This window comes from Nocardioides marinus (genome assembly GCF_013408145.1).
Classification (GTDB): Bacteria; Actinomycetota; Actinomycetes; order Propionibacteriales; family Nocardioidaceae; genus Nocardioides; species Nocardioides marinus.
The window spans coordinates 3,607,930-3,632,358 of the sequence record NZ_JACBZI010000001.1 but is presented as its reverse complement, the minus strand read 5'-3'; the positions used below and the strand labels follow the sequence as shown (position 1 = coordinate 3,632,358).

General features: G+C 73.2%; 21 protein-coding genes. 12 read left to right on the top strand and 9 right to left on the bottom strand.

What is annotated here, in order from left to right; all coding sequences use genetic code 11:
* The first annotated feature begins 12 nt into the window (after nucleotides 1-12).
* On the top strand, nucleotides 13-1,476 hold the full coding sequence (gene zwf / locus BKA05_RS17100; RefSeq protein WP_179532501.1) for a glucose-6-phosphate dehydrogenase: 1,464 nt from the start codon (nucleotides 13-15) through the stop codon (nucleotides 1,474-1,476).
* Nucleotides 1,477-1,780: 304 nt separating this feature from the next.
* Here zwf and BKA05_RS17090 read toward each other — a convergent pair whose 3' ends face one another.
* From BKA05_RS17090 to BKA05_RS17055, 8 genes are all read right to left on the bottom strand, one after another.
* Nucleotides 1,781-2,182, bottom strand: coding sequence for a rhodanese-like domain-containing protein (locus BKA05_RS17090; RefSeq protein ID WP_179532500.1), 402 nt, complete (start codon nucleotides 2,180-2,182; stop codon nucleotides 1,781-1,783).
* A gap of 94 nt (nucleotides 2,183-2,276) precedes the next feature.
* On the bottom strand, nucleotides 2,277-3,128 hold the full coding sequence (locus BKA05_RS17085) for an acyl-CoA thioesterase domain-containing protein (RefSeq protein ID WP_343045728.1): 852 nt from the start codon (nucleotides 3,126-3,128) through the stop codon (nucleotides 2,277-2,279).
* A gap of 112 nt (nucleotides 3,129-3,240) precedes the next feature.
* Complete coding sequence (locus tag BKA05_RS17080; protein WP_179532499.1) at nucleotides 3,241-4,146, bottom strand: sulfotransferase family protein; 906 nt, start codon at nucleotides 4,144-4,146, stop codon at nucleotides 3,241-3,243.
* 21 nt (nucleotides 4,147-4,167) lie between these two features.
* Complete coding sequence (locus tag BKA05_RS17075) at nucleotides 4,168-5,613, bottom strand: sensor histidine kinase (protein ID WP_179532498.1); 1,446 nt, start codon at nucleotides 5,611-5,613, stop codon at nucleotides 4,168-4,170.
* Complete coding sequence (locus BKA05_RS17070) at nucleotides 5,610-6,314, bottom strand: response regulator (protein ID WP_179532497.1); 705 nt, start codon at nucleotides 6,312-6,314, stop codon at nucleotides 5,610-5,612. The genes BKA05_RS17075 and BKA05_RS17070 overlap by 4 nt, the downstream gene beginning before the upstream one ends.
* A 43-nt stretch (nucleotides 6,315-6,357) precedes the next feature.
* Nucleotides 6,358-7,236 (bottom strand): fructosamine kinase family protein, encoded by an 879-nt coding sequence (locus tag BKA05_RS17065; protein WP_179532496.1) that lies wholly within the window; start codon nucleotides 7,234-7,236, stop codon nucleotides 6,358-6,360.
* Complete coding sequence (locus BKA05_RS17060) at nucleotides 7,233-7,766, bottom strand: arsenate reductase/protein-tyrosine-phosphatase family protein (RefSeq protein ID WP_179532495.1); 534 nt, start codon at nucleotides 7,764-7,766, stop codon at nucleotides 7,233-7,235. Before BKA05_RS17060 ends, BKA05_RS17065 begins: the two co-directional genes overlap by 4 nt.
* Before the next feature lie 2 nt (nucleotides 7,767-7,768).
* Nucleotides 7,769-8,149, bottom strand: coding sequence for a phage holin family protein (locus BKA05_RS17055; protein ID WP_179532494.1), 381 nt, complete (start codon nucleotides 8,147-8,149; stop codon nucleotides 7,769-7,771).
* Between the two features lie 86 nt (nucleotides 8,150-8,235).
* Between BKA05_RS17055 and BKA05_RS17050 the strand changes: the two genes are divergently transcribed.
* The 8 genes from BKA05_RS17050 to BKA05_RS17015 all read left to right on the top strand — a co-directional run bounded on the left by BKA05_RS17050 (nucleotide 8,236) and on the right by BKA05_RS17015 (nucleotide 20,323).
* A complete protein-coding gene (locus BKA05_RS17050; RefSeq protein WP_179532493.1) occupies nucleotides 8,236-8,784 on the top strand; it encodes a VanZ family protein in 549 nt (182 codons plus the stop codon).
* Nucleotides 8,785-8,845: 61 nt separating this feature from the next.
* Nucleotides 8,846-10,225 (top strand): hypothetical protein, encoded by a 1,380-nt coding sequence (locus BKA05_RS17045; protein ID WP_179532492.1) that lies wholly within the window; start codon nucleotides 8,846-8,848, stop codon nucleotides 10,223-10,225.
* Nucleotides 10,226-10,247: 22 nt separating this feature from the next.
* On the top strand, nucleotides 10,248-11,324 hold the full coding sequence (hisC, locus tag BKA05_RS17040) for a histidinol-phosphate transaminase (RefSeq protein ID WP_179532491.1): 1,077 nt from the start codon (nucleotides 10,248-10,250) through the stop codon (nucleotides 11,322-11,324).
* 81 nt (nucleotides 11,325-11,405) lie between these two features.
* A complete protein-coding gene (locus tag BKA05_RS17035) occupies nucleotides 11,406-14,687 on the top strand; it encodes a transglutaminase family protein (RefSeq protein WP_179532490.1) in 3,282 nt (1,093 codons plus the stop codon).
* A 22-nt stretch (nucleotides 14,688-14,709) separates the two neighbouring features.
* Nucleotides 14,710-17,298, top strand: coding sequence for a circularly permuted type 2 ATP-grasp protein (locus BKA05_RS17030; RefSeq protein ID WP_179532489.1), 2,589 nt, complete (start codon nucleotides 14,710-14,712; stop codon nucleotides 17,296-17,298).
* On the top strand, nucleotides 17,295-18,182 hold the full coding sequence (locus tag BKA05_RS20400) for a transglutaminase N-terminal domain-containing protein (RefSeq protein ID WP_179532488.1): 888 nt from the start codon (nucleotides 17,295-17,297) through the stop codon (nucleotides 18,180-18,182). Before BKA05_RS17030 ends, BKA05_RS20400 begins: the two co-directional genes overlap by 4 nt.
* 12 nt (nucleotides 18,183-18,194) lie before the next feature.
* Entirely contained in the window at nucleotides 18,195-19,190 is a 996-nt protein-coding gene (locus BKA05_RS17020) for a putative zinc-binding metallopeptidase (RefSeq protein WP_179532487.1), read from the top strand.
* Between the two features lie 170 nt (nucleotides 19,191-19,360).
* Nucleotides 19,361-20,323: a glutathione S-transferase family protein gene (locus tag BKA05_RS17015; RefSeq protein ID WP_179532486.1), complete on the top strand. Its 963-nt coding sequence runs from the start codon at nucleotides 19,361-19,363 to the stop codon at nucleotides 20,321-20,323.
* Nucleotides 20,324-20,379: 56 nt separating this feature from the next.
* Here BKA05_RS17015 and BKA05_RS17010 read toward each other — a convergent pair whose 3' ends face one another.
* The gene (locus tag BKA05_RS17010; protein ID WP_179532485.1) at nucleotides 20,380-20,592 is read right to left on the bottom strand and encodes a hypervirulence associated TUDOR domain-containing protein; all 213 of its coding nucleotides are present in this window, start codon (nucleotides 20,590-20,592) and stop codon (nucleotides 20,380-20,382) included.
* Between the two features lie 202 nt (nucleotides 20,593-20,794).
* On the opposite strand from BKA05_RS17010, the gene pdhA reads away from it, so the two are divergent.
* The 3 genes from pdhA to BKA05_RS16995 are packed head-to-tail and all read left to right on the top strand — an operon-like array spanning nucleotide 20,795 to nucleotide 24,391.
* Nucleotides 20,795-21,961: a pyruvate dehydrogenase (acetyl-transferring) E1 component subunit alpha gene (gene pdhA, locus BKA05_RS17005; protein WP_179532484.1), complete on the top strand. Its 1,167-nt coding sequence runs from the start codon at nucleotides 20,795-20,797 to the stop codon at nucleotides 21,959-21,961.
* Complete coding sequence (locus BKA05_RS17000) at nucleotides 21,958-22,953, top strand: alpha-ketoacid dehydrogenase subunit beta (RefSeq protein ID WP_343045727.1); 996 nt, start codon at nucleotides 21,958-21,960, stop codon at nucleotides 22,951-22,953. The genes pdhA and BKA05_RS17000 overlap by 4 nt, the downstream gene beginning before the upstream one ends.
* A 13-nt stretch (nucleotides 22,954-22,966) precedes the next feature.
* On the top strand, nucleotides 22,967-24,391 hold the full coding sequence (locus tag BKA05_RS16995) for a dihydrolipoamide acetyltransferase family protein (RefSeq protein ID WP_179532483.1): 1,425 nt from the start codon (nucleotides 22,967-22,969) through the stop codon (nucleotides 24,389-24,391).
* Nucleotides 24,392-24,429 lie beyond the last annotated feature (38 nt).

The following is a 24,429-nucleotide window of genomic DNA, read 5'->3' as shown; positions in this document are numbered from 1 at the left end:
ACTGTCGAGGACATGGAGAAGCCGACCGTCGTCGTGCTCTTCGGAGCGACCGGCGACCTGGCGCGGCGCAAGCTGCTGCCGGGTCTGCTGCACCTCTTCGAGGCCGACCTGCTCAAGGACGCCAGGATCGTGGGGACCTCGCTGGAGGGCCTCGACACCGAGCAGTTCGTGAAGCTGGCACGCCAGGCCTGCGAGGACTTCGCCGACGAGGACCTGACCGACGAGGTGTGGGCCGGGTTCTCGGCGATGCTGTCCTACGTCCCGCAGTCGGCGGGCACCGAGGCGCTGGCCGCGGAGGTCTACCGCGTGGAGACGCTGCTGCCCGGCGACATCCACGACAAGCGGCGGCTGCACTACCTCTCGGTGCCGCCGAAGGCCGCCCTCGCGGTGCTCGAGCAGCTGCAGGAGGGCAACCTCGTCGAGCGCGCGCGGATCATCATGGAGAAGCCGTTCGGCACCGACCTGGAGTCGGCCAAGAAGCTCAACGCGCGGGTGCACGAGGTCTTCGCGGAGTCCCAGGTCTTCCGCATCGACCACTTCCTGGGCAAGGAGGCCGCCCAGAACATCCTGGCCTTCCGCTTCGCCAACGGTCTCTTCGAGCCGATCTGGAACCGCAACTTCATCGACCACGTGCAGATCGACGTCCCCGAGACCCTCGGGCTGGAGGGGCGCACGAAGTTCTACGAGACCACCGGCGCCTACCGCGACATGGTCGTCACCCACCTGATGCAGGTGCTGGCGTTCACCGCGATGGAGCCGCCGACCTCCCTGGCCCCGGACCCGATCAGCGACGAGAAGCTCAAGGTGTTCCGCTCGATGAAGCCGATCGAGCCGCACCACGCCGTGCGCGGCCAGTACGCCGGCTACCGCGGCAAGGAGGAGGTCGCCGACGACTCCGACACCGAGACGTTCGTGGCGCTGCGGGTCGAGATCGACAACTGGCGCTGGGCCGGCGTGCCGTTCTACCTGCGCACCGGCAAGAAGCTCGCCGAGGGCGCGCGGATCATCTCCATCGCCTTCAAGGAGCCGCCGCTGACGATGTTCCCCAAGGGCTCCAACGTCGGCACCCAGGGCCCCGACCACCTCACCTTCGACCTCGCCGACCAGTCGAAGATGTCGCTCTCCTTCTACGGCAAGCGGCCCGGCCCGGGCATGAAGCTGGACAAGCTCTCGATGCAGTTCGCCACCCACGACACCGAGGCGTCGGGGCTGGTGCTGGAGGCCTACGAGCGGCTCATCCACGACGCCATGCGCGGCGACCACACGCTGTTCACCACCGCCGAGGGCATCGAGGAGCTGTGGGCCAAGTCGATGCCGCTGCTCGAGCACCCGCCGCCGGTGCGGTCCTACCAGCCCGGCTCGTGGGGCCCCAACGCCATCCACCAGCTCATCGCCCCGCACGCCTGGCGGCTGCCCTTCGAGCGGGGCTGGCGCAGCACCGGCACGGTCACCCGGGACTCCCCCGAGGACGACTGAGCACACCTCCCCCCGTGGCCCGGGGGGGGCGAGCCCGCCGAGCCGGCGTATCAATACGCCGGTTCGACCAGCCTGGTACGCCGAGCCGGCGTATCAATACGCCGGTTCGACCCGTCCGACCCGTCCGACCCGTCCGACCCGTCCGACCCGTCCGACCCGTCCGACCCGTCCGACCCGTCCGACCCGTCCGACCCGTCCGACCCGTCCGACCCGTCCGACCGTCCGACCCGCCCGACCCGTCCGACCCGTCCGACCCGTCCGACCCGTCCGACCCGTCCGACCCGTCCTGCTCGGGGGAGGGGGGTCAGCCCACCGGGTAGCCGGCGGCGGCCATGTCCTCGAGGGACCCGCCGTCCACGACGGTGAGCCCGGCCTCGCGCATCCGCTCGGCCGCGGCTGCCGACCGGTTGCCGGAGCGGCAGTAGACGACGTACGTCGTGTCGCGGTCGAGCTCGGCGACCCGGTCGTCGAAGTCGGTGGCCTGGACGTCGATGTTGGTGGCGCCCTCCACGTGGCCCTCGGCGTACTCCTCGGGCGTGCGGACGTCGACCACGGCCGCGCCCTCTGCCTTCGCCGACTCCACCGCCGCGGCCACGCTGGTGTCGGCGACCTCCGGGACGGTGCCGCTCTCGCCGTCGCCCCCGCAGGCGGTCAGCGTGAGGGCGAGCGCGAGGCAGAGGGTCAGGGAGCGCAGCAGGGTGGTCATGGCGCCACCCTAGGCACGCCGACCCCGCGGCCCGCTCCACCTGACCGGGTGCCCGGCCAGCGCCCGGTACGCCGTGGGGAGACCGGTCCGGCCCTCAGACGCCCGGCTCCGAGCGCGGGTCGTCCTCCCAGCGCTTGCCGCCCATGTCGATGCCGCGACGGGTGTTGGACATCGACGTGACCACGGTGGTGCCGATGGTCCCGTGCCGGTCGAAGACCGTGCAGCTGCTCACGGCCACGCCGTCGTGCTCGACCCGGTCCAGGGCGCGCAGGCCCACCGTCACCCCGACCGGCGGGCGGGCGAGCGTGAGCGTGACGTCGGCGTTGATGTGCTGCACCCCGGCCGTGCCCCAGTTGGTGGCCAGGCTCGTCCCGTCGGCCGACGCGGCGACCGCCTGGAACGGCGTCACCGGCTCGCCGAGCACGATGGAGGGCGCGGTGTTCCAGTAGGTCTTGCGCTCGGCGTCCTGGTGCTCGCGGAAGTCCTGGGACCAGCCGGCCCCGCTGTGGATGAACGGCACGTGCGGCTCGTCGGTCTCCGGCGCGACCTCCAGCGGCGGGGCCTCGGGCCGGTCCGGGTTGGACCAGGTCTCGCCGGGGGCGTCCTCGCTGGGGCGCAGCCACAGGGTGGAGGCGCGCGCGGTCGGCCCGGCCTCCTGGTGCAGCACCACGTCCACCAGCATGAGCCGGCCGCTCTCGCGCACCACCTCGGTCGTGGTCCACGCCGGAGCCATCCGGGTGGGGGTGAACAGGTCCACGGTCACGCGGGTCGGCACGAGCTCGGGACGCTGCCGGCGTACGACGGCCTCGGCGGCGCGGCCCAGTGCCCCGGCGACCGCCACCCCGTGCGCCTGCTCGTCGGACCAGCTGCTGCGGGCGAGCAGCAGCGGCTCGATCGCGTCGGGCTGCTCGTGGTCGGGGAGCGGGCGGAAGAAGGCGAGGTCCACGCAGCGGAGGCTACGAGGTCTCGACGCTCGGCGCTGGCGCGCCTCACACCTCGACCCACGCAGCGCCCGTGCGCGAGCGACGCCTCGGCCGTGCGCCAGCGACGCCTCGGCGTCAGATCAGGCCGGCCTTGAGCGCGAGCCGCTCGGCGAGCTCGGCGGGGTCGAGGTCGTCGCGCAGGATGCGGGCGGTGGACCAGGTGGAGGTGTCCAGGCCGGAGAGCCGGGTGAAGGTCGCGAGGTCGTCGGCGTAGGTGTCGGCCAGCAGCCGCAGGTCCTCCCCGGTGGGCGGGGCGGCGTCGAGGCGGCGGTCGTGGGAGTTGCGCGGGCGGGGGTCGATGTCGCGGCCGAAGCGGTGCAGACCGAGGAAGTCGGTCATGGTGTCCAACGCGCCGGCGGGGTCGCCGACGACGTCGTCGAAGCGCATCAGCAGCATCCGCTCACGCGGCAGGTGCTCGAGCGCCCGGCGCAGCTGGACGCCGTAGAGGCCGCGCGCGACGACGGAGTACTGCCGGGCGTCACGCTTGCTCCACCCCTCCGGCACCTCGCTCACCCCGGGCGTGCGCATGCGGATCAGCTCCCCGAAGGAGGGGTAGTCGCGCTTCCCGGCCAGCTTGTCGGTGAGCATCGTCCACTGCGAGAACGCCCGCTCGATCGGGTCGCGGAAGCACAGCACCACCTGCACCTGCGGCCCGCCGGTGGCGGCGAGGTGGGCGTCGTAGGCGGCGATCCGCTCCATCGCCCCCGGCCAGAAGAGGTACGACGGTGTGGAGTCGATCGCGCGGCGCGCCAGCCCCTGCTGGTCGGCCCGCGGGACGGTGCCGTAGTCGGAGTAGTCCGGCGTCGACCAGTCGCGCGAGTCGTCGTCGAAGAAGTGCCGCTCCTTCACCCCGTGCCGGGCGACGTGACGGTGCCGCACCAGCAGTGCGTGCAGCGTGCCGGAGGCGCCCTTCTGCACCCCGCCCAGGATGATGCTGACGGGGAGGAACGACTCGGCCTCGGCAGTCACGTCGGCAGTCATGGGGCCCGAGTGTAGGTGTGCTCAGGCGAGCGGGGCCGGGCCACCGGGCAGGGCGAGGACCAGCCGGGCCCCGCCGTACGGCGAACGCTCGGCGTGCACCCGGCCCGCGTGACGCTCCGCGGCCTGGGCGACGATCGAGAGGCCGAGCCCGGAGCCGGGCATCGCCCGGGACTCCTCGGAGCGGTAGAACCGGTCGAAGACGTGCGGGAGGTCCTGCTCGGCGATGCCGGGGCCCTCGTCGTCGACGGTGAGCACCCCGTCGGCCAGGGAGACCCGCACGGTGCCGCCCGGTGGACTCCACTTGGCGGCGTTGTCGAGCAGGTTGGTGACGGCCCGCTCGAGGGTGCCGGCCTCCCCGCGCACCACCCAGGGGGTCGCCTCGACCTCGAAGGCCACCGAGGGGGCGCGACGGCGCACCCGCTCCACGGCGTGGTCGACGGCCTCGGCCAGGTCGAGCGCCTCCACCACGGTCGGCAGCGGCTCGTCGCGGGCGAGCTCGACGAGGTCCCCGACGAGCTGGCTGAGCTCCTCGATCTGCGCGGCCACGTCGTCGAGCAGCTCCTCGCGGGCCCCCGGCGGCAGGTCGGCCCCGCCGCCGTCGGCCTGGCCGAGCAGCTCGATGTTGGTGCGCAGCGAGGTCAGCGGCGTGCGCAGCTCGTGGCCCGCGTCGGCGACGAGCTGGCGCTGACGGGCGCGGGAGTGGTCCAGCGCGAGGAGCATCTGGTTGAACGCGGTCGCCAGCCGGGCGACCTCGTCGTCGCCCTCGACCGCGATCGGCTCCAGCCGCTCGGTGCGGGCGATGGTCTCGACGGCGCCGGTGAGCCGGCGTACCGGTCGCAGGCCGTTGGTCGCGACCGCCCAGCCGGCCATGCCGGCGGTGATGATGCCGGCGACGCCGAAGAGGATGCTGACGAACCCCAGCTTGGCCAGCACCCGCTCCTGCGGCTCCAGCGACTGCGCGAGCACGAGCGCCTGGCGGTCCTGCCCGGCCGGCACGGCCACGACCCGGAAGCGCTCCGCCTCGGTCTCGACCGTGCGCAGGGAGTACGCCGTGGAGCGCAGCGCCACGGCCAGCTCCTCGTCACCCAGGGAGATCTTGGGGTCGTCGGCGCTGTCGGCCGAGAGCACCGGCGGGTTGTGGTCGAGGTCGATGAAGGCGATCCGGATGTCGCCGGCGCCCAGCGCCCACGGCGGGATGTCGGCGCGCACGCTGTTGGCCAGGGTGGCCTGGGTCGCGGCCTGCTGGGCGCGCTCGAGCAGCGAGGAGTCCAGCGAGCTCTGCAGCTGCACCCGGGTGGTGATGAAGGCGCCGAGCGCGACGAAGGCGACCGCGACACCGACCGCGATCGTGGTGAGCAGGGTGATCCGGCTGGCCAGCGAGCGGCGGTAGTGCCACCGGGGCGCCGGGCCGTCGGCCCCGGGACCGGTCGCCGCCACCGTCCCGGCGGGGGCGGCGGGCTCGCTCATGACTCCTTGAGCACGTAGCCGACGCCGCGCACGGTGTGCAGCAGTCGCGGCTCGCCCTCGGCCTCGGTCTTGCGCCGCAGGTAGCCGACGTAGACCTCCAGGGAGTTGGCGGTCGTGGGGAAGTCGTAGCCCCAGACCTCCTCGAGGATGAAGGAGCGCTCGAGCACCCGGCGCGGCCGGCGCAGGAACATCTCCAGCAGCGTGAACTCGGTGCGGGTCAGCTCGATGGCGCGCTGCCCGCGGTGGACCTCGCGGCTGGCGGTGTCCATGGTGAGGTCGGCGAAGGAGAGGACCTCGTCGTGGGCACCCTCGGCCGGGGTGACGCGGCGCAGCAGGGCGCGCAGCCGGGCCAGCAGCTCGGCCAGCGCGAAGGGCTTGGTGAGGTAGTCGTCGGCGCCGGCGTCGAGGCCCTCGACCCGGTCGCCCACGGCGTCGCGGGCGGTCAGGACGAGGACGGGCAGGTCGTGGCCGGCGGCCCGCAGCGCGCGGGTCGTCTCCAGGCCACCGAGGCGCGGCATCATCACGTCCATCACCACGACGTCAGGGCGGGCGGTGCCGATCGTGGCCAGGGCCTCGGCGCCGTCACTGGCCAGCACGACGTCGTACCCGTTGTACTCGAGGCTGCGGCGCAGCGACTCCCGCACGGCCTTGTCGTCGTCGACGACCAGGACGCGCTGTCGCGGGTCGGCCTGGGTGTTCACGCTGTCACTGTGCCAGGCACGGCTGAGGGGTGGCTGAGAGCACTCACGCGTAGTGGGCGGCGAGGTCGGCCGCGCGGGGACCGTAGCCGCCGCCGAAGAGGCAGGCGTGCACGAGCAGCGGGAAGAGCTGGTGCAGGGCGACGCGGTCCTGCCAGCCCTCGGCCAACGGGTGCACCGACTCGTAGGCCTCCAGGACCTGCGGCAGGTGCGGCAGCCCGAAGAGCGCGAGCATCGCCAGGTCCGCCTCGCGGTGCCCGCCGTACGCCGCCGGGTCGACCAGCCAGCCCTGCGCGGGCTCGCCCGGGGTGCCCACGCCCCACACCACGTTGCCGTTCCACAGGTCGCCGTGCAGGCGCGCGGGTGGCTCCTCGGGCAGCAGGCCGGGCAGTCGGCCCACGACGGACTCGATCGTGCGGGCCTGCTCCTCCTCGATCGCGCCGCGGTCCCGGGCGAGCTTGAGGTAGGGCAGGAGCCGGCGTACGGCGTAGAACTCCGCCCAGGTGGGGGCGGTGCGCTGGGGCAGCGGCAGTCGGCCGATGAAGCCGTCCCGCTCGGCACCGAAGGCGTCGGCGCCGGCGCGGTGGGTGTGCGCCAGGGCGCGCCCGAAGGCGACCGCGGAGTCGGGGGAGGGACGCGCCGGCTCGACCCAGCGCACCACGAGGCACTCCTCGTCGACGGCGAGGACGTCGGGGACGGGCGCGGCGTCCTGGCCGGCGGCGGCGAGCCAGCGCAGGCCGTCGGCCTCGGCGGTGAAGAAGCCGGCCGGCACGCGGGGGGCGGTCTTCATCAGCGCGGTGGTGCCGTCGGAGAGGCGCAGCTTGGTGGCACGGCAGGTGTCGCCGCCGGCGACCTCCGCGGTCGCGACGACGGCCGAGCCGAGCAGCTGCTCGGCGCGCTGGGCCACCCGAGGGGCGCGGGTCACGCCTGCTCCCGGTCCGATCGTTCGTGCTCGGACGACGGGGACAGGGCGGCGGGCAGCGCGGCCACCAGCGCCGCGCACGTGCGCTCCACCATCGACAGCACCTCCTCGAACCCGGAGTCCCCACCGTAGTAGGGGTCCGGTACCTCCCCACCGGTGCCGACGGGGTCGAGGTCGCGGAAGAGCCCGACCCGATCGGAGCGACCGCCGATGTCGGCGAGGTTGGCGCCGTCCATGGCCAGCAGCAGGTCGTGGTCGTCGAGCCAGGACGGATCGAACTGCTGCGCACGGTGGACCGGGTCGTAGCCGGCGGCGGTGAGCGTGGCGGCCGCCCGGCGGTCCATCGGGTCGCCGACGTGCCAGCCGCCGGTGCCGCAGGAGTCCACGGCGACCGAGGCCGACAGGCCGGCCTCGTCGACGCGGGTGCGCAGCACGACGTCGGCCATCGGGGAGCGGCAGATGTTGCCGAGGCAGACCAGTCCGATGCGGTAGCGGCCGGGCTCACGCGGCAGGGGCAGCGCGGGGGTGCTCACCGTCAGTCGTCGCGGCCGATGACGCCGTCGACGAGCCAGGTGACGACGGTGATGACGATCGCGCCGCCCACGGCCGGCCAGAAGCCGGTGACGCGGAACCCGATGTCGAGTGCGTCGGCGATCGCGTCGGTCAGCAGCAGCATGCCGGCGTTGATGACCAGCAGGAACAGCCCCAGCGTCAGCAGGATCAGCGGGAAGGAGAGCAGCTTCAGCACCGGCTTCACGAAGGCGGTGACGGCACCGAGGATCAGCGCCACCAGGATCAGCGGCACCACCTTCTCCGAGGTCGGCGCCGACTGCGGCGTGAAGCGGATGCCGTCGATCAGCCACGCGGCGGCGGCCAGCGCGACGGCGTTGGTGAAGAGCCAGGTGACGATGCGCACCCCTCGATCATGGCAGGTGGGGACGGCTCCGCGGGGCCGGGCGGGGGTCCCGACGCGGGGGCGGGGTCGGCACTACCCTCGGGGCGGTGTTCCCGGTCGGTGGTGTGGGCGTGATGCTGCTCGGCATCGCGCTGGCCGGTGTGCCGTGCCTGGCCCTGGTCGCGGTGCTGCGCCGGCGTACCGGCTCCAGGTGGGCGTGGTCGCTGGGCCTGCTGCTGTGGTCGCTGGCCACGATCGGCTTCCTCACCCTGATCCCGGCCGACGGCGCGCCGGGCGTGGTCTACGCCGACGAGCGCTACTACAACTCCTGCTCCTTCGACTACGGCGGGCCGGCGCCCGAGGGCTTCTGGATCGTCAGCGGCGGGCAGCGGCTGCTCAACGCCGTGGTCTTCGTGCCGTCGGGCGCCCTGCTCGTGCTGGTGCTCGCCCGGTGGCGCAGCGCCCGGTGGACGATCCCCGTCGGCCTGCTCGGCCTCGGCCTGGTCTCGGTCGCGATCGAGGCCACGCAGCAGGTGCTGGCCCGGCTCGACCGCTCCTGCGACGTCACCGACGTCGTCGACAACCTCTCCGGCGCCGCGATCGGGGTGCTGGTCGGTCTCGCGCTGCTGCCGGTGGTGCGCCCCTGGCGGCGGTGAGGGTCCCGCCCGCATCGCGCGGGGGAGCCGCGCCGGGTGGGGGTGTGCCACCCTGCGCCGCATGAGTCGTCCCGCCACGCTGTCGGTCCCGCTGGTGCTGACGCTCCTCCTCGCCGCAGCACCCGCAGCACCCGCAGCACCCGCGCCGCGGCCGAGCGCCGCCGAGCCGGTCCTCGTGGTCGCCCCGGTCGTGCCGGTGGGCGCGCCGGTGGAGCTCGTGGGCGGCTTCCCCGGGGCGGGCGAGGGCCGCCGCGTGGTCGTGCAGCACCGTCGGGGCGGGGACTGGTCGGCGGTCGCGCGCACCCGCACGTCGTCCGGAGGCGTCTTCGAGGTGAGCCTGGAGGAGTCGGAGCAGCGCGTGCACCGCTACCGCGCCGTCGTACGCCGCAGCGCCGACGGGCCCCGCGCCCGCACGCGCCCCGTGGTGACCCGGGTCGCCCCGCGGGTCGAGGAGATCACCGCCGGGCTGGTCGACTCCGACGCCTACGGCCACCACGCCGGCCTGGACGTCTCCGCGGACGGTCGCTTCGTGTCCTTCGACAGCCGGGGCGACGGCACCGACGTCTTCGTGTGGGACCGCACCCGGCAGCGACTGGCGCTCATCTCGCCGCGCACCAGCGAGCAGACCTGGGGCGGGAGCCTGTCGGCCGACGGCGCGGTGGCCGCCGTCTCGACGTACAACTCCACGATCCGCCCCGACCAGCCGGGCCGCACCGACTACCCCTTCCAGGGCCTCGTCGACCTCCGGGCCGGTCTGTTCGCGCCGCGGGTGACCGAGGACGGGCGGGTCGTCGAGGGGCTGGACCTGCAGCTGTCCGACGACGCGACCAGGCTGCTGGCGACGAGTCCGCGCGGCGGCTTCGCCCTGACCCAGCTGGTCCGGGACCGGACGTGGTGGATCCCCGACCGTGCCAGCGACGACCGGGCCGAGCAGCCGGTCCTGGCCGCCGGCGGGCGGCACGTCGCCTGGGTGCAGGGCGAGCAGGACCCCGTCACGTCGCAGCGGCGCGGGCGGCTGATGCTGTGGGAGCAGGGCTCCGGGCGACGTGAGCTCGAGGTCCCGGGTCGCACCACCCTCACGCCGATCGGTCTGTCCTCCGACGGGGGGCTCGTGCTCGTCATGGCCCCCCGGCCGGGCAGCGAGGGGCCGGCCGAGGTCACGGATCTGCTGCTGGTCTCCACCGACACCGGGCTCGTGCGCGAGCTCACCGCGGACCTGCCCCGCGGGGCGCGTGGGGGCGTCCTCGCCGACGACGGCACCCTGGTGCACGTGGGCACGGAGGAGGGGGCGCTGGTCTACGACACGGCGACCGGGACGAGGGTCCCCGTCAGCCCGGCGCCGCCCTTCCTCGACGAGCTGGACACGGGCTCGGGGGACGGCTCGGTCCTGGTCCACGTCGACGGGCCGACGATCACGACGTACATGCCCGTCCTGCCCTGACGGCGTCACTAGGGTGGGCGCCATGACCACCCCGTCGACCCCGCAGCCGCGCTCGCACATCCGCGAGATCCCGGCCTACGTCCCCGGGAAGCCGCCCACCCCGCGGCCGGACCTGGTGACCTACAAGCTCTCCAGCAACGAGAACCCCTACCCGCCGCTGCCCGGTGTCGTCGACGCCGCCCGCGGCGCGGTGGACCTGATGAACCGCTACCCCGACATGGGCAACGCGACGCTGTACGCCGGCCTGGCCGCGCGCCTCGGCGTACCCGTCGAGGACCTTGCGGCCGGCACCGGCTCGGTGGCGCTGATCTACCAGCTGCTCGCGGCGTTCTGCGACCCCGGCGACGAGGTCGTCTACGCATGGCGCTCCTTCGAGGCCTACCCGATCGCCGTCACCTCCGCCGGCGCCGTCTCCGTGCAGGTGCCGCTGACCGACGACGCCCGCCACGACCTCGACGCGATGGCCGCGGCGATCACCGACCGCACCAAGGTCGTCATCGTCTGCACCCCCAACAACCCCACCGGCCCGTCGGTGACGCAGACCGAGCTCGACGCGTTCCTCGCGACGGTGCCGCCGCACGTCGTGGTCGTCGTCGACGAGGCCTACCTCGAGTTCGTCCGGATGCCCGACGCCGTCGACGGGCTCGCGACCTATCGCGCGCACCCCAACGTGGTGCTCTTCCGCACCTTCTCCAAGGCCTACGGCCTGGCGGGGTTCCGGGTCGGGTACGCCGTCGCGCACTCCGAGATCGCCGCGGCCCTGCGCGCGGTGTCGCTGCCCTTCGGTGTCTCGGCGGTCGCCCAGGTCGCCGCGGTCGCCTCCCTGGAGGCCGAGTCGGCGCTGCTCGAGCGGGTCGACGCGCTGGTGGCCGAGCGCGACCGGGTCGGCGCGGCCCTGCGGGAGGTCGGCTGGGACGTCCCCGAGGCCCAGGGCAACTTCTTCTGGTTCGCCCTCGGCGAGCGCACCGCCGAGTTCGCCGCCGCCTGCGACGAGGCCGGCATCGTGGTCCGCCCCTTCGCCGGCGAGGGCTGCCGGGTCTCGGTCGGTGAGCCCGAGGCGAACGACCGGCTGGTGGAGGTCGCGGCCCGCTTCGCGTGAGGCTGGCGGCCTCGGTGCACTCCACGTCTCCCACCGCCCGGGGGTTACCCCGGGGCAACGTGCGCGGGGGATGCTGGGGTCATGTCGATCAAGGTCGCGCTGGAGCACCGCACCACCTACGACTTCGCCGAGCCCGTCTCGGTGTCGCCGCACGTGGTCCGCCTGCGACCCGCCCCCCACTGCCGGACCCCCATCGAGGCCTACAGCCTGGACGTGAAGCCAGCGGGCCACTTCGTGAACTGGCAGCAGGACCCGTTCGGCAACTGGCTGGCCCGCCTGGTCTTCCCTGAGAAGGTCACCACCCTCGACATCACCGTCGGCCTGGTCGCGGACCTGATGACGATCAACCCGTTCGACTTCTTCATCGAGGAGCACGCCGAGCGCTACCCGTTCGCCTACGAGCCGGCGTTGGCGGCCGACCTCGCGCCGTACCTGCGCCCCGTCGACGCCAGCGACGACCTCGCCGCGTGGCGCGAGCGGCTCCCGGCGCTGCCGGAGGACGGCGTCCCGACGGTCACGTTCCTGGCCGAGCTCAACGCCGCCGTGCACCGCGACGTCGCCTACAGCGTCCGGATGGAGCCCGGCGTGCAGGACCCGGACCGGACGCTCGCCCTGGGCATCGGCTCGTGCCGCGACTCGGCGTGGCTGCTGGTCAGCCTGCTGCGGATGTACGGCCTGGCGGCGCGGTTCGTCTCCGGCTACCTCGTCCAATTGGCCGCCGACCAGGAGGCGCTGGACGGCCCGAGCGGGCCGGCCGAGGACTTCACCGACCTGCACGCGTGGACCGAGGTCTTCATCCCCGGCGCCGGCTGGGTCGGCATGGACCCCACCTCCGCGCTGTTCGCGGGCGAGGGCCACATCCCGCTCTCCGCGACCCCGCACCCCAGCAGCGCCGCGCCCATCGAGGGGGCCACCGACCCCGTCGAGGTCACGTTCTCCTTCCACAACCAGGTCACCCGGGTCCACGAGGACCCGCGCGTCACCAAGCCCTACACCGACGCCCAGTGGGGCCGTATCGACGCGCTCGGGGAGGCCGTCGACCGGCGGCTCGAGGAGGGCGACGTCCGGCTCACGATGGGCGGCGAGCCGACCTTCGTCTCCCTCGACGACGCCACGACGGCGCAGTGGAGCACCGACGCCGACGGCCCCGAGAAGCGGCTGCTGGCCCGCGACCTGGCCGACCGCCTCCGTGAGGAGTACGCCGGTGGAGGGGTCGTGCACCGGGGCCAGGGCAAGTGGTACCCGGGCGAGCCGCTGCCCCGGTGGAACATCTCGCTCCAGTGGCGCACCGACGGGGTGCCGCTGTGGCAGGACCCTGCGCTGTTCGCCGAGCCCTGGGTCGAGGGCACGGCGAGCGACGACGACGCCCGCGCGCTGGCCGAGCGGGTCACCGCGGTGCTGGGCCTGCCCGCGGAGCAGCTGCGCCCGGCGTACGAGGACCCGTTCGCCGAGGTCGCGACCGAGGTGCGTCGCCCGCTCGGCTCCGCGACCGAGGAGCCGGGTCTCGACGACGCCCGCTGGCGCTCGCTGCTCGACCAGCAGGAGGAGCCGACCGGCTGGGTGCTGCCGCTGGCGACCGGCGAGGAGTGGACCAGCCCGCAGTGGACCTTCCGTCGCGGCCGTCTGGTGCTGACGCCGGGCACGAGCGCGGTGGGGCTGCGGCTCCCGCTGGACTCGATCTCGTGGGTCGACCCCGAGGCGACCGACCAGCCGTCGTACCTCGAGGCGGGACCGCCGCTGGACCCGAAGGTGCCGAGCGTGACGGTGGTCGACCCGGAGGGCGCCCCGACGACGGCGCTGGCCTTCGAGGTGCGCGACGGGCACGTGCACGTGTTCCTGCCGCCGACCGAGCGCCTGGAGGACTACGCCGACCTGCTCCGGCTGGTCGAGGTCGCCGCCCGCCGGGTGGGGCAGCCGGTCGTGCTCGAGGGCTACGGCCCGCCGCCCGACCCGCGCCTGACCAGCCTCAGCGTCACCCCCGACCCCGGCGTCATCGAGGTCAACGTGCAGCCGACCCGCTCCTGGGCGCAGCAGCGCGACCTGACCCACACGCTCTACGAGCACGCCCGCCAGGCCCGGCTGACGACCGAGAAGTTCGACCTCGACGGGCTGCACACCGGCACCGGCGGCGGCAACCACCTCACCCTCGGCGGGCACCAGCCGGTCGACAGCCCGCTGCTGCGCCGCCCGGACCTGCTGGTCAGCCTGCTGACCTACTGGCAGCGGCACCCCTCGCTGTCCTACCTCTTCTCCGGCCGCTTCATCGGCCCGACCAGCCAGGCGCCCCGCTTCGACGAGGGCCGCCCGGAGGCGGTCTACGAGATGGAGATCGCGATCGCGGAGGTGCACCGGATCACCGGGAACCTCGCCGAGGAGGGCCTCGAGCCGCGCCCCTGGCTGGTCGACCGGGCGCTGCGGCACCTGCTGACCGACCTGACCGGCAACACCCACCGCGCCGAGTTCTGCATCGACAAGCTCTACAGCCCCGACTCCTCGCGGGGTCGGCTCGGGCTGCTGGAGCTGCGCGGCTTCGAGATGCCGCCGCACCCGCAGATGGCGCTGGTCCAGGCGCTGCTGGTGCGCAGCCTGGTCGCGATGTTCTGGGACGAGCCGTGCGCCGACCCGCTGGTCCGCTGGGGCGCGGCCCTGCACGAGGACTTCCTGCTGCCGCAGGGCTGCATCCGCGACATCGCCGCCGTCGCCGCCGACCTCCGGGCGGCCGGCATCGCCTTCGAGGAGTCCTGGCTCGACCCGTTCACCGAGTTCCGCTTCCCCCGCATCGGCCAGACCGAGGTGCCGCTCGGCGCCGGCCTGCCGCCCGCCGAGATCGAGCTGCGCCAGGCGATCGAGCCGTGGATGGTGCTGGGCGAGGAGGCCGCCAGCGGCGGGACCGCGCGCTACGTCGACTCCTCGGTCGAGCGGCTCCAGGTCACGGTTCGGGGGATCGACCCCCACCGACACCTCGTCACGTGTCAGGGTGTGCCGGTGCCCCTGACCCCGACAGGACGCCCCGGTGAGCTGTACGCCGGTGTGCGCTACCGCGCCTGGCAGCCGTGGTCGGCCCTGCACCCCTCGATCGCCGTGCACGCCCCGCTGCACGTCGAGGTCGTCGACACCGCCGCCGAGGTCAGCCTGGGCGGCGCGACCTACCACGTGTCGCACCCGGGCGGCCGCAACTACGCCACGCCCCCGGTCAACGCCCAGGAGGCCGAGGCCCGCCGGGCGGTGCGCTTCGAGCCGCGCGGGCACACCGCCGGCCGGCTCGACGTCGGCGCGATGCGCGAGGCGGCGGCCCGTGCCGCCTCGCCGGAGACCCCCCACACCCTCGACCTGCGTCGCGTCCCGGGGCGGCTCCTGACGTGAGGGCAGTGCGAGGGAGGGCCGGATGACGGTCCTCCGCGACTACGCCGCCGCCACGAGCCAGCCCACCCTGGGCGACCTGGGCGACAGCGGCCCCGGTCGCTTCGACGAGGTGGTGGGCCCCGACGGGTCGCTGCGGCCGGCCTGGAAGGGGCTCGCCGAGCTCGCGGTCTCGCTGACCCCGGCCGACATGTACCGCGTCGACAGCGACATCGCCCGCTTCCTGGCCGACGACGGCGTCACCTACGCCCGCCCCGGCGACCGGCAGGGGCCGTGGCGTCTCGACCCGGTGCCGCTGGTCATCGACGCCCCCACCTGGACCCCGTTGGAGAAGGGACTGGCCCAGCGTGCGGAGCTGTTCAACGCCCTGCTCGTCGACCTGTACGGCGAGCAGCGGCTGCTCGCCGAGGGCGTCGTCCCGCCCGCGGTGGTGCTCGGCCACGCCGGCTTCACCCGCGCGGTCGCCCGCCGCTCGCTGGGCGGCGAGCCGATCGACCCCCGCCCGCTGGTCTTCTCAGCCGCGGACCTCGCGCGCGACGCCGCCGGGGAGTGGCGGGTCATCGGCGACCGGGCGCAGGCCCCCTCGGGGCTGGGCTACGCGATGGAGAACCGCCGCGTCATCTCCCGGGTCGTCCCCGAGCTCTACCGCCAGGCCGGCCTGCACCGCATGGAGCCCTACTTCTGGGCGCTGCGCTCGGCGCTGATCCAGTCCGCCAACGGCGACCTCGCCGACCCCCGGGTCGTGGTGCTCTCCCCGGGCACGCACTCCGAGACCGCCTACGACCAGGCCTTCGTCGCCTCCACGCTGGGCTTCCCGCTGGTGCAGGGCAGCGACCTGCTGGTCCGCGACGGCTGGGTCTACCTGCGCCAGGGGCACGGCCGCATGGAGCGCGTCGACGTCATCCTGCGACGGGTCGACGCCGCCTGGTCGGACCCCCTGGAGCTGCGCGGGGAGTCCCAGCTCGGCGTCGCCGGGCTGGTCGAGGCCGTGCGCCGCGGGCGCGTCCGGGTCGTCAACGGTCTCGGGGCCGGCGTGCTCGAGAACCCGGGGCTGGCGCCGTACCTCCCCGCGGCGTGCGAGGCGCTGCTCGGCGAGCCGCTGCTCCTGGCGGGCCTCACGACGCACTGGTGCGGGGACCCCGACGGGCTGGGCGCCGTGCTGGCCTCCCTGGAGAACCCCGCGCGCCCGCTGCACGTCCGCCCGATCGACGGGCCCTCCACCGAGCTCGAGCGGTTGCCCACGACCCGGGTGGTCGAGCGGATCCTCGACGAGCCGCACCGCTACGTCGGGCAGGAGCGGCTGCCCTTCTCGCAGGTCCCCACGTGGCGCAGCGGCGCCGCCCGGCCGCGACCGGTCACCCTGCGCACGTTCACCCTGCGCTACGGCGGCTCCTACCGCCCGCTCGTCGGCGGGCTGGCCAACGTCTACGACGACGGCGGCTTCCGCTCCTCGGCCAGCAAGGACGTCTGGGTCCTCAAGGCCGACCCCGCCGACGCCGACCAGGGCCTGGCCGAGGTGATGTCGATGACCGCGGCCCGCGCCGTGGCGGTCACCGTGCCCCGCGTGCTCGAGGACCTCTTCTGGGTCGGCCGGTACGCCGAGCGCGCCGAGGACATGCTGCGACTGCTCCTGGTCACCCACTCCATCTCCGAGGACTTCCGCACCCGTCCGGGCACCGTCGGCGGCACCAGCCTCTCGGTGCTGCTGGGGGTCGTCGGCCGGTTGGCGGGGCGGCAGTTCGACGACCTCGACGCGGAGTTCCGCTCGCTGCTCACCGACGCCGACCGGGTCGGGTCGGTCGCGCACTCCATCGAGTCGCTGCGCACGGCCCTCACCGACGTGCGCGACCAGCTCTCCGCGGACACCTGGCGCGCCTTCGGCGTGGTCGAGCGCGCGCACGAGGCGCTGCAGGAGAACCCGCACAGCCACCAGGTCGCCGACACCGCCGGCCGCATCCTCACCGGCGTGCTGTCGCTGCAGGGCGTCTTCGCGAGCATGATGCGCGACGACGGCTGGCACATGATCGGCGCCGGGCGCTCGCTGGAGCGCTCGGTGCAGCTGGTCCACCTGCTGCGCTCGACGACGACGGTCCGCCGCGGCATCGACGTCGACCGGACGGTGCTCAACTCGGTGCTGGAGTCGGCGGAGTCGTCGGTCACCCACCGCCGTCGCTACCGCGGCTACGTCCGCCCGGCCGGCGTGCTCGAGCTGCTGGTGCTCGACCCCGACAACCCGCGCTCGCTGGCCTTCAGCCTCGCCGAGGTCCGCGACCACCTCGCGGCGCTGCCGGCCTCCACGGGCTCGACCCGGCCCGAGCGGCTCGTGGAGAACCTGCTGGCCGAGGTGCAGGACCAGTCGGTCGCCGAGCTGGTCGCCATCGGCGGGGTCAACCGTCCCAACCTCGAGGCGTTCCTCGACGAGACGCTCGACCGGTTGGCCCGCCTCGGTGAGTCCGTCGAGGAGCTGCACCTGCGCTCCGGCCCGCCGCCCCGCTCCTTCGGTGCTCTCGCGATCGTCGACTCGCTGCCGGCCGAGCCGTCCACCGGCACCATCCCGGCGATCACCGCGCCGCTGGCCGAGGACCCGCCGCGCGGGAAGGGAGCCGGCGCGTGAGGTACCGCGTCTCCCACCGCACCGTCTACTCCTACGACGAGCCGGTCACCGACTCCTTTGGCCTGGCCTACCTCACGCCGCGCTCGCTGCCCTGGCAGGAGGTCGCCGACCACACGGTGACGATCGCCCCCGACGCCTCGGACGTGGCGCAGGAGGTGGACTACCACGGCAACCTGGCGACGTACTTCCAGGTGACCGAGCGGCACACCACGCTCGAGGTCGACGCCCTCTCCGAGGTCACCGTCACGACGCCCCTGCACACCGACGGCGCCCTGGGCGGTGCCTGGGAGCGGGCCCGACCGCTGCTCGAGCCGACGCTGCCCGGCGCCTGGCTGGCCACCGACTTCGCGCTGGCCTCCGCGTCGGCCGAGCAGACCGTCGAGGCCAGGGAGTACGCCGCGGAGTCACTGACCCCGGGGCGGCCCATCGGGGAGGCGGCGACGGAGCTGATGACCCGCATCCACCGCGACTTCGCCTACGACAAGACGGCGACCACGGTGACCTCGACGATCGACGACATCTTCGAGAAGCGGGCCGGCGTCTGCCAGGACTTCGCCCACCTCACCCTGGCCTGCCTGCGCGGTCACGGCCTGGCCGCGCGCTACGTCTCGGGCTACCTCGCGACCGAGCCGCCGCCGGGCAAGGAGCGGATCGTGGGGGCCGACGCCTCGCACGCCTGGGTCGAGGTCTGGCTGCCCGACCCCTCCGGTGGCGCGGGGGAGTGGCTGGCCATCGACCCCACCAACGACCAGTGGGCCGGCGACCGCTACGTCACCGTCGCCTGGGGCCGCGACTACGGCGACGTGCCGCCGGTCAAGGGTGTGATCTTCACCGAGGCCAAGAGATCCACCTTGCGGGTGGAGGTCGACGTCGCACCGCTCTGACACCATCCGGTGGTGAGGTCCTACCGCTGCCGGGTCTGCGACAACCCGCTCCACTTCGAGAACTCCGTGTGCGTCTCCTGCGGGACGGCGCTGGGCTTCTCCCGCGCCGAGCACGCGATCGTGCCGGTCGACGAGCAGGGGCGCTACGTCGACCCCGAGGGTCTGGTGTGGCACGTGTGCTGCAACCTCAACCTCTCCGGCTGCACCTGGCTGGCGACGACCGAGGGCGGGCAGTGCTCGGCCTGCGACCTCACCCGCACCCGTCCCGCGGACGACGACGAGGTCGGGATGGCCCTCTACCCGGCCGCCGAGAAGGCCAAGCGGCACCTGGTCGCCGAGCTCGACGGGCTCGGGTTCCGCGTGGTCGGCAAGGACCCCGCCCAGGGCGGCGACCCCCACGAGGGGCTCGCCTTCGACCTGCTCTCCTCGGTGCAGGAGAACGTCGTCATCGGTCACGAGGACGGCCTCATCACCATCGACCTCGCCGAGTCCGACGCGGCGTACCGCGAGAAGGTGCGTGCCCGCCTCGCCGAGCCCTACCGCACGATGCTGGGGCACTTCCGCCACGAGGTCGGCCACTACTACGAGTGGCAGCTGGTGCGCGGCGAGGAGCGGATGACGCGCTGCCGCGAGCTGTTCGGCGACGAGTCGGCCGACTACCAGGCCGAGATCGAGCGGCACTACTCCGAGGGCCCGCCGGCCGACTGGGAGCAGCGGTTCATCTCGACGTACGCCACGATGCACCCCTTCGAGGACTTCGCCGAGACCTTCGCGCACTACCTGCACATCTGCGACACCATCGAGACCGCCGGGGAGTACGGCCTGACCTCGGTCGCGCCGGTGTCGGCGTTCTCGTCCTTCCGCGACGTCGTGAGCGGCATCTGGGTCCCGCTGTCGATCGCGCTGAACATGATCAACCGGTCGATGGGCAAGGACGACCTCTACCCCTTCGTCATCCCCGACCCCGTGCTCGACAAGCTCGACTTCGTCGCCTCGCTGACCCGCTAGCACCTGCTGGATGGTCGAGCAGCGACGAGTGCCAGCGAGGAGCGGGCGTCGAGACCCGGCGAGGAGCGGGCCGTACCCGGTGGTCGAGCAGCGACGAGCGCCAGCGAGGAGCGGGCGTCGAGACCCACCGGGGTGAACGGACTGGTTGAACCCTCACCTAGTCTCGACCCATGAGTGACCAGACGCCGTCGTACGTCGAGAAGGGCGGATTCGAGCGGGACATGACCTACGTCCCGGACCGGATCACCCGCGGGGGTGCCCGGCCCGAGCACGGCCCGGTGAACGGCGAGCTGTGGCCGGTCGAGCCGGGGCGCTACCGCCTCGTCGCCGCGCGTGCGTGCCCGTGGGCCAACCGCGCCATCATCGTCCGCGAGCTGCTCGGTCTCCAGGACGTCATCTCCCTCGGCACGCCCGGCCCGACGCACGACAAGCGGTCGTGGACCTTCGACCTCGACGAGGGGGACAAGGACCCGGTGCTCGGCATCCACTGGCTGCGCGAGGCCTACGACAAGCGCTTCCCCGACTACCCGCGCGGCATCACCGTGCCCGCGATCGTCGACGTGCCGAGCGGTGAGCTGGTCACCAACGACTTCCCGTGGATCACCCACGACCTCTTCTTCGAGTGGCGCGACCACCACAAGCCCGACGCGCCCGACCTGTGGCCCGAGGACCTCCGCGAGGAGATGGAGGAGGTCATGCAGCGGGTCTTCACCGAGGTCAACAACGGTGTCTACCGCTGCGGCTTCGCCGGCGACCAGGACTCCTACGAGGCGGCGTACGACCGGCTCTTCGATGCACTGGACTGGCTGGAGGAGCGGCTGGCCGACCGGCGCTACCTGATGGGTCCGGCGATCACCGAGGCCGACGTACGCCTGTTCACCACGTTGGCCCGCTTCGACGCGGTCTACCACGGGCACTTCAAGTGCAACCGCAACAAGCTGGCCGAGATGCCGAACCTCTGGGGCTACGCCCGCGACCTGTTCCAGACCCCCGGCTTCGGCGACACCATCGCCTTCGACCAGATCAAGGCGCACTACTACGTCGTGCACTCCGACATCAATCCCACCGGGATCATCCCCAAGGGCCCCGACGAGACGCTCTGGCACACCCCGCACGGGCGCGAGCGGGTGTGAGGCGCGGGCCGGTTTCACCACCCGGGTGGTGAAACTGCCCCCCGGGCCCGCCCGCCTCAGGCCCGCTCGACCTCGCTCTTCAGCTTCAGCACCCGCGTCCCGTCGGACTGCTCGATGACGTACGCCGGGTCGTCCTGGGAGCCCTTGCGCTTGATCGTCTCGCCCTTGATCTGACGCTCGACGGTGTCGTGGTGGACCTCGGTGACCGTGCCGGTCGCCGAGCCGTTGCCCCACGACCAGCGGACCTCGGTGCCCTGGCGGATGCTCATGCCCCGACGGTAGGCAGGTACGCCCCCGCGTCCGCTCACCCGACAGGACCGCCCGGTTGGCGAACGCTGGGCGGGGACCGGTACGGTGACGGGACAGTGTGTCCCGGGTCACAGGTCACACCACCCCGTGACCACGACCCGGCACCACAGGCAGCAGGCGAGCGGAGACCCCGCACCGTCTCGTGACCGCAAAGGAGCGCGTGTGCCCGACAGCAACCCGAGTCCCGGATTCGGCCCGGACCTCGCCGAGGTCTTCGGCCCGGCCCACTCCGACGGCGGTCCCGAGCTGGTGCAGCTCCTGACGCCCGAAGGCGAGCGGGTCCACCACCCGGAGTTCGACCTCGACTTCTCCGCCGAGCAGATCCGCGGCTTCTACCGCGACATGGTGCTGACCCGGCGCATCGACACCGAGGCCACCGCGCTGCAGCGTCACGGCGAGCTCGGCATCTGGGCCCAGCTGCTGGGCCAGGAGGCCGCGCAGATCGGCGCCGGCCGCGCGCTGCGCACCCAGGACTACGTCTTCCCGACCTACCGCGAGCACGGCGTCGCCTGGTGCAAGGGCATCGACCCGCTCAAGCTGCTCGGGCTCTTCCGCGGCGTCGACCACGGCTCGTGGGACCCCCACGAGTTCAACTTCGGCCTCTACACGATCGTCATCGGCGCCCAGTGCCTGCACGCCACCGGCTACGCGATGGGCATGCAGCGCGACGGCGTCGTCGGCACCGGCGACCCCGACCGCGACGCCGCGGTCATCGCCCACTTCGGTGACGGTGCCTCCAGCCAGGGCGACGTGAACGAGTCCTTCATCTTCGCCGCGTCCTACAACGCCCCGGTCGTGTTCTTCTGCCAGAACAACCAGTGGGCGATCTCGGAGCCGATCGAGCGCCAGACCCGCATCCCGCTCTACCAGCGCGCGCTGGGCTTCGGCTTCCCGGGCATCCGCGTCGACGGCAACGACGTGCTGGCGACGTACGCCGTCACGCAGGCCGCCCTGCAGCGCGCCCGTGACGGGCAGGGTCCGACGTTCGTGGAGGCCTACACCTACCGGATGGGTGCCCACACGACCACCGACGACCCGACCCGCTACCGGCTCTCCGCCGACGTGGAGTCCTGGAAGCTCAAGGACCCGATCGCGCGGCTGGAGGTCTACCTGCGCCGCAACGGCCTGGTCGACGACGGCCTGGTCGAGAACGTCAAGGCCGAGGCCGACGAGCTCGGCGCCCACCTGCGCGAGGGCTGCAAGGCGATGCCCGACCCGCAGGCGATGGCGATGTTCGACCACGTCTACGCCGAGGTGCCCGAGGAGCTCGCCGCCCAGCGCGACGGCTTCGCCGACTACCTCGCGTCCTTCGAGGGGAGCCACTCGTGAGCGACCAGAAGACCAGCCAGAAGATCACCCTGGCCAAGGGCCTCAACATGGGCCTGCGCAAGGCCATGGAGGACGACCCGAAGGTCCTGCTGATGGGCGAGGACGTCGGCAAGCTCGGCGGCGTCTTCCGCATCACCGACGGCCTGCAGAAGGACTTCGGCGAGGACCGCGTCATCGACTCCCCCCTGGCGGAGTCCGGCATCGTCGGCACCGCGGTCGGCATGGCGCTGCGCGGCTACCGACCCGTCGTGGAGATCCAGTTCGACGGGTTCGTCTACCCGGCCTACGACCAGATCGTGTGCCAGGTCGCGAAGATGCGCTACCGCTCCAAGGGGCACAGCCCGATGCCGATGGTCATCCGCATCCCCTTCGGCGGCGGCATCGGCGCGGTCGAGCACCACAGCGAGTCGCCCGAGGCGCAGTTCGCCCACACCCCGGGGCTCAAGGTCGTCGCCTGCTCCAACCCCGTCGACGGCTACTGGATGATCCAGCAGGCCATCGCCTCCGACGACCCGGTGATCTTCCTCGAGCCCAAGCGGCAGTACCACGCCGACAAGATGGAGCTCGACACCTCCGCCACCCCGCCGCCGCTGTTCACCTCGCGCGTGGCCCGTCCGGGCACCGACGTCACCGTGCTGGCCTACGGCCCGACGGTGCGCACCGCGCTGACCGCGGCGGAGGCCGCCGCCGGCGAGGGTCGATCGCTGGAGGTCATCGACCTGCGCACGCTCAGCCCGCTCGACATGGGCCCGGTCCTGGACTCGGTGCGCCGCACCGGTCGGTGCGTGGTCGTGCACGAGGCACACGTCAACCTCGGCATGGGGGCCGAGCTGGCGGCCCGGGTCACCGAGGAGTGCTTCTACTCCCTGGAGGCCCCGGTGCTGCGGGTGGGCGGCTTCGACACGCCGTACCCCGCCTCGCGCATCGAGGAGGACTTCCTGCCCGACCTCGACCGGCTGCTCGACGCCGTCGACCGCACGTTCTCGTTCTGATCCGGGGGAAGAGATGCCTGAGTACAAGCTGCCCGACGTCGGTGAGGGCCTGACCGAGGCCGAGGTCGTCGCCTGGCGGGTCAAGGTCGGCGACGTCATCGAGGTCAACGAGATCGTCTGCGACATCGAGACCGCGAAGTCGATCGTCGAGCTGCCCTCGCCGTACGCCGGCGAGGTGACCGCGCTGCTGGTCCCCGAGGGCGAGACCGTCGCCGTCGGCACCCCGATCATCCGCATCGGCGCCGACGAGGGCGCCGCAGCCGGGGCCTCCCCGGCGACCCCCACCCCCGACGCGGAGATGGACATCGACCTGTCCAACCCCGCGGCCTCCGGTGGCGGCGAGGGCGAGAGCCTGGTCGGGCGCAACAAGGCCGACCGCGGCCCGACCCGTCGGGCGCGGCGCGCGCCGGGTGCCGAGGCCGCCAACAAGCAGGCCCAGGCCGCCTTCGACCCGGGCACCAGCCCGGCGCCGGAGCTCGAGGAGCTGCCCGAGGTCTCCCCGCCGCCCGCACAGACCACGCCGGCCGCGCCCTCCGACGTACGCGTCCTCGCCAAGCCCCCGGTCCGCAAGCTGGCCAAGGACCTCGGCGTCGACCTCGCCTCGCTGGCCGGCGAGGGCCCCCAGGGGTCGGTCACGCGCGAGCAGGTCCAGGCGGCCGCGGCCTCGCCGGTCGCTGGTCGAGCAGCGAGCGCCAGCGAGCGGGCGTCGAGACCACTCGCCACCGGCGAGCGCGAGACCCGCGAGCCGATCAAGGGCGTGCGCAAGATGATGGGGCAGGCGATGGTCGACTCGGCCTTCACCGCCCCGCACGTGACCGAGTGGGTCACCGTCGACGCGACCCGCACGATGGAGCTGGTGGAGCGGCTGAAGTCGCACCGGGAGTTCCGCGACGTCAAGGTCAGTCCGCTGCTGGTGCTGGCCAAGGCGTGCCTGCTGGCCATCCGGCGTACGCCGGAGATCAACTCCTTCTGGGACGAGGCCGCCCAGGAGGTCGTCCACAAGCACTACGTCAACCTCGGCATCGCCGCGGCCACGCCCCGCGGGCTGGTCGTGCCGAACGTCAAGGACGCCGACGCGATGACCCTGCGCGAGCTGGCCGAGGCGCTCGGGGGGCTGACCGCGACCGCGCGCGAGGGCAAGACGCAGCCGGCGGACATGAGCGGTGGGTCGTTCACGATCACCAACGTCGGCGTCTTCGGCGTCGACGCCGGCACCCCGATCATCAACCCGGGCGAGTCGGCGATCCTGTGCTTCGGCTCGATCACCCGCAAGCCGTGGGTGGTCGTCGAGGACGGTGAGGAGAGGATCGTCCCGCGCCACGTCACCACGCTGGCGCTCTCCTTCGACCACCGCCACGTCGACGGCGAGAAGGGCTCCCGCTTCCTCGCCGACGTCGCCGCGATCCTCGAGGACCCCGCCTCCGCGCTGCTGTTCTGAGTGCCTCGTGTGGCTCAGCGCGGTCCAGGGACCGCGCT

Coding starts and splice junctions, on each gene's coding strand:
- zwf (WP_179532501.1), top strand. CDS start 13: ATGGAGAAGCCGACCGTCGTCGTGCTCTTCGGAGCGACCGGCGACCTG.
- BKA05_RS17090 (WP_179532500.1), bottom strand. CDS start 2,182: ATGACCACCCTGCTGCGCTCCCTGACCCTCTGCCTCGCGCTCGCCCTC.
- BKA05_RS17080 (WP_179532499.1), bottom strand. CDS start 4,146: ATGACTGCCGACGTGACTGCCGAGGCCGAGTCGTTCCTCCCCGTCAGC.
- BKA05_RS17075 (WP_179532498.1), bottom strand. CDS start 5,613: ATGAGCGAGCCCGCCGCCCCCGCCGGGACGGTGGCGGCGACCGGTCCC.
- BKA05_RS17045 (WP_179532492.1), top strand. CDS start 8,846: ATGAGTCGTCCCGCCACGCTGTCGGTCCCGCTGGTGCTGACGCTCCTC.
- hisC (WP_179532491.1), top strand. CDS start 10,248: ATGACCACCCCGTCGACCCCGCAGCCGCGCTCGCACATCCGCGAGATC.
- BKA05_RS17035 (WP_179532490.1), top strand. CDS start 11,406: ATGTCGATCAAGGTCGCGCTGGAGCACCGCACCACCTACGACTTCGCC.
- BKA05_RS17030 (WP_179532489.1), top strand. CDS start 14,710: ATGACGGTCCTCCGCGACTACGCCGCCGCCACGAGCCAGCCCACCCTG.
- BKA05_RS17015 (WP_179532486.1), top strand. CDS start 19,361: ATGAGTGACCAGACGCCGTCGTACGTCGAGAAGGGCGGATTCGAGCGG.
- BKA05_RS17010 (WP_179532485.1), bottom strand. CDS start 20,592: ATGAGCATCCGCCAGGGCACCGAGGTCCGCTGGTCGTGGGGCAACGGC.
- BKA05_RS16995 (WP_179532483.1), top strand. CDS start 22,967: ATGCCTGAGTACAAGCTGCCCGACGTCGGTGAGGGCCTGACCGAGGCC.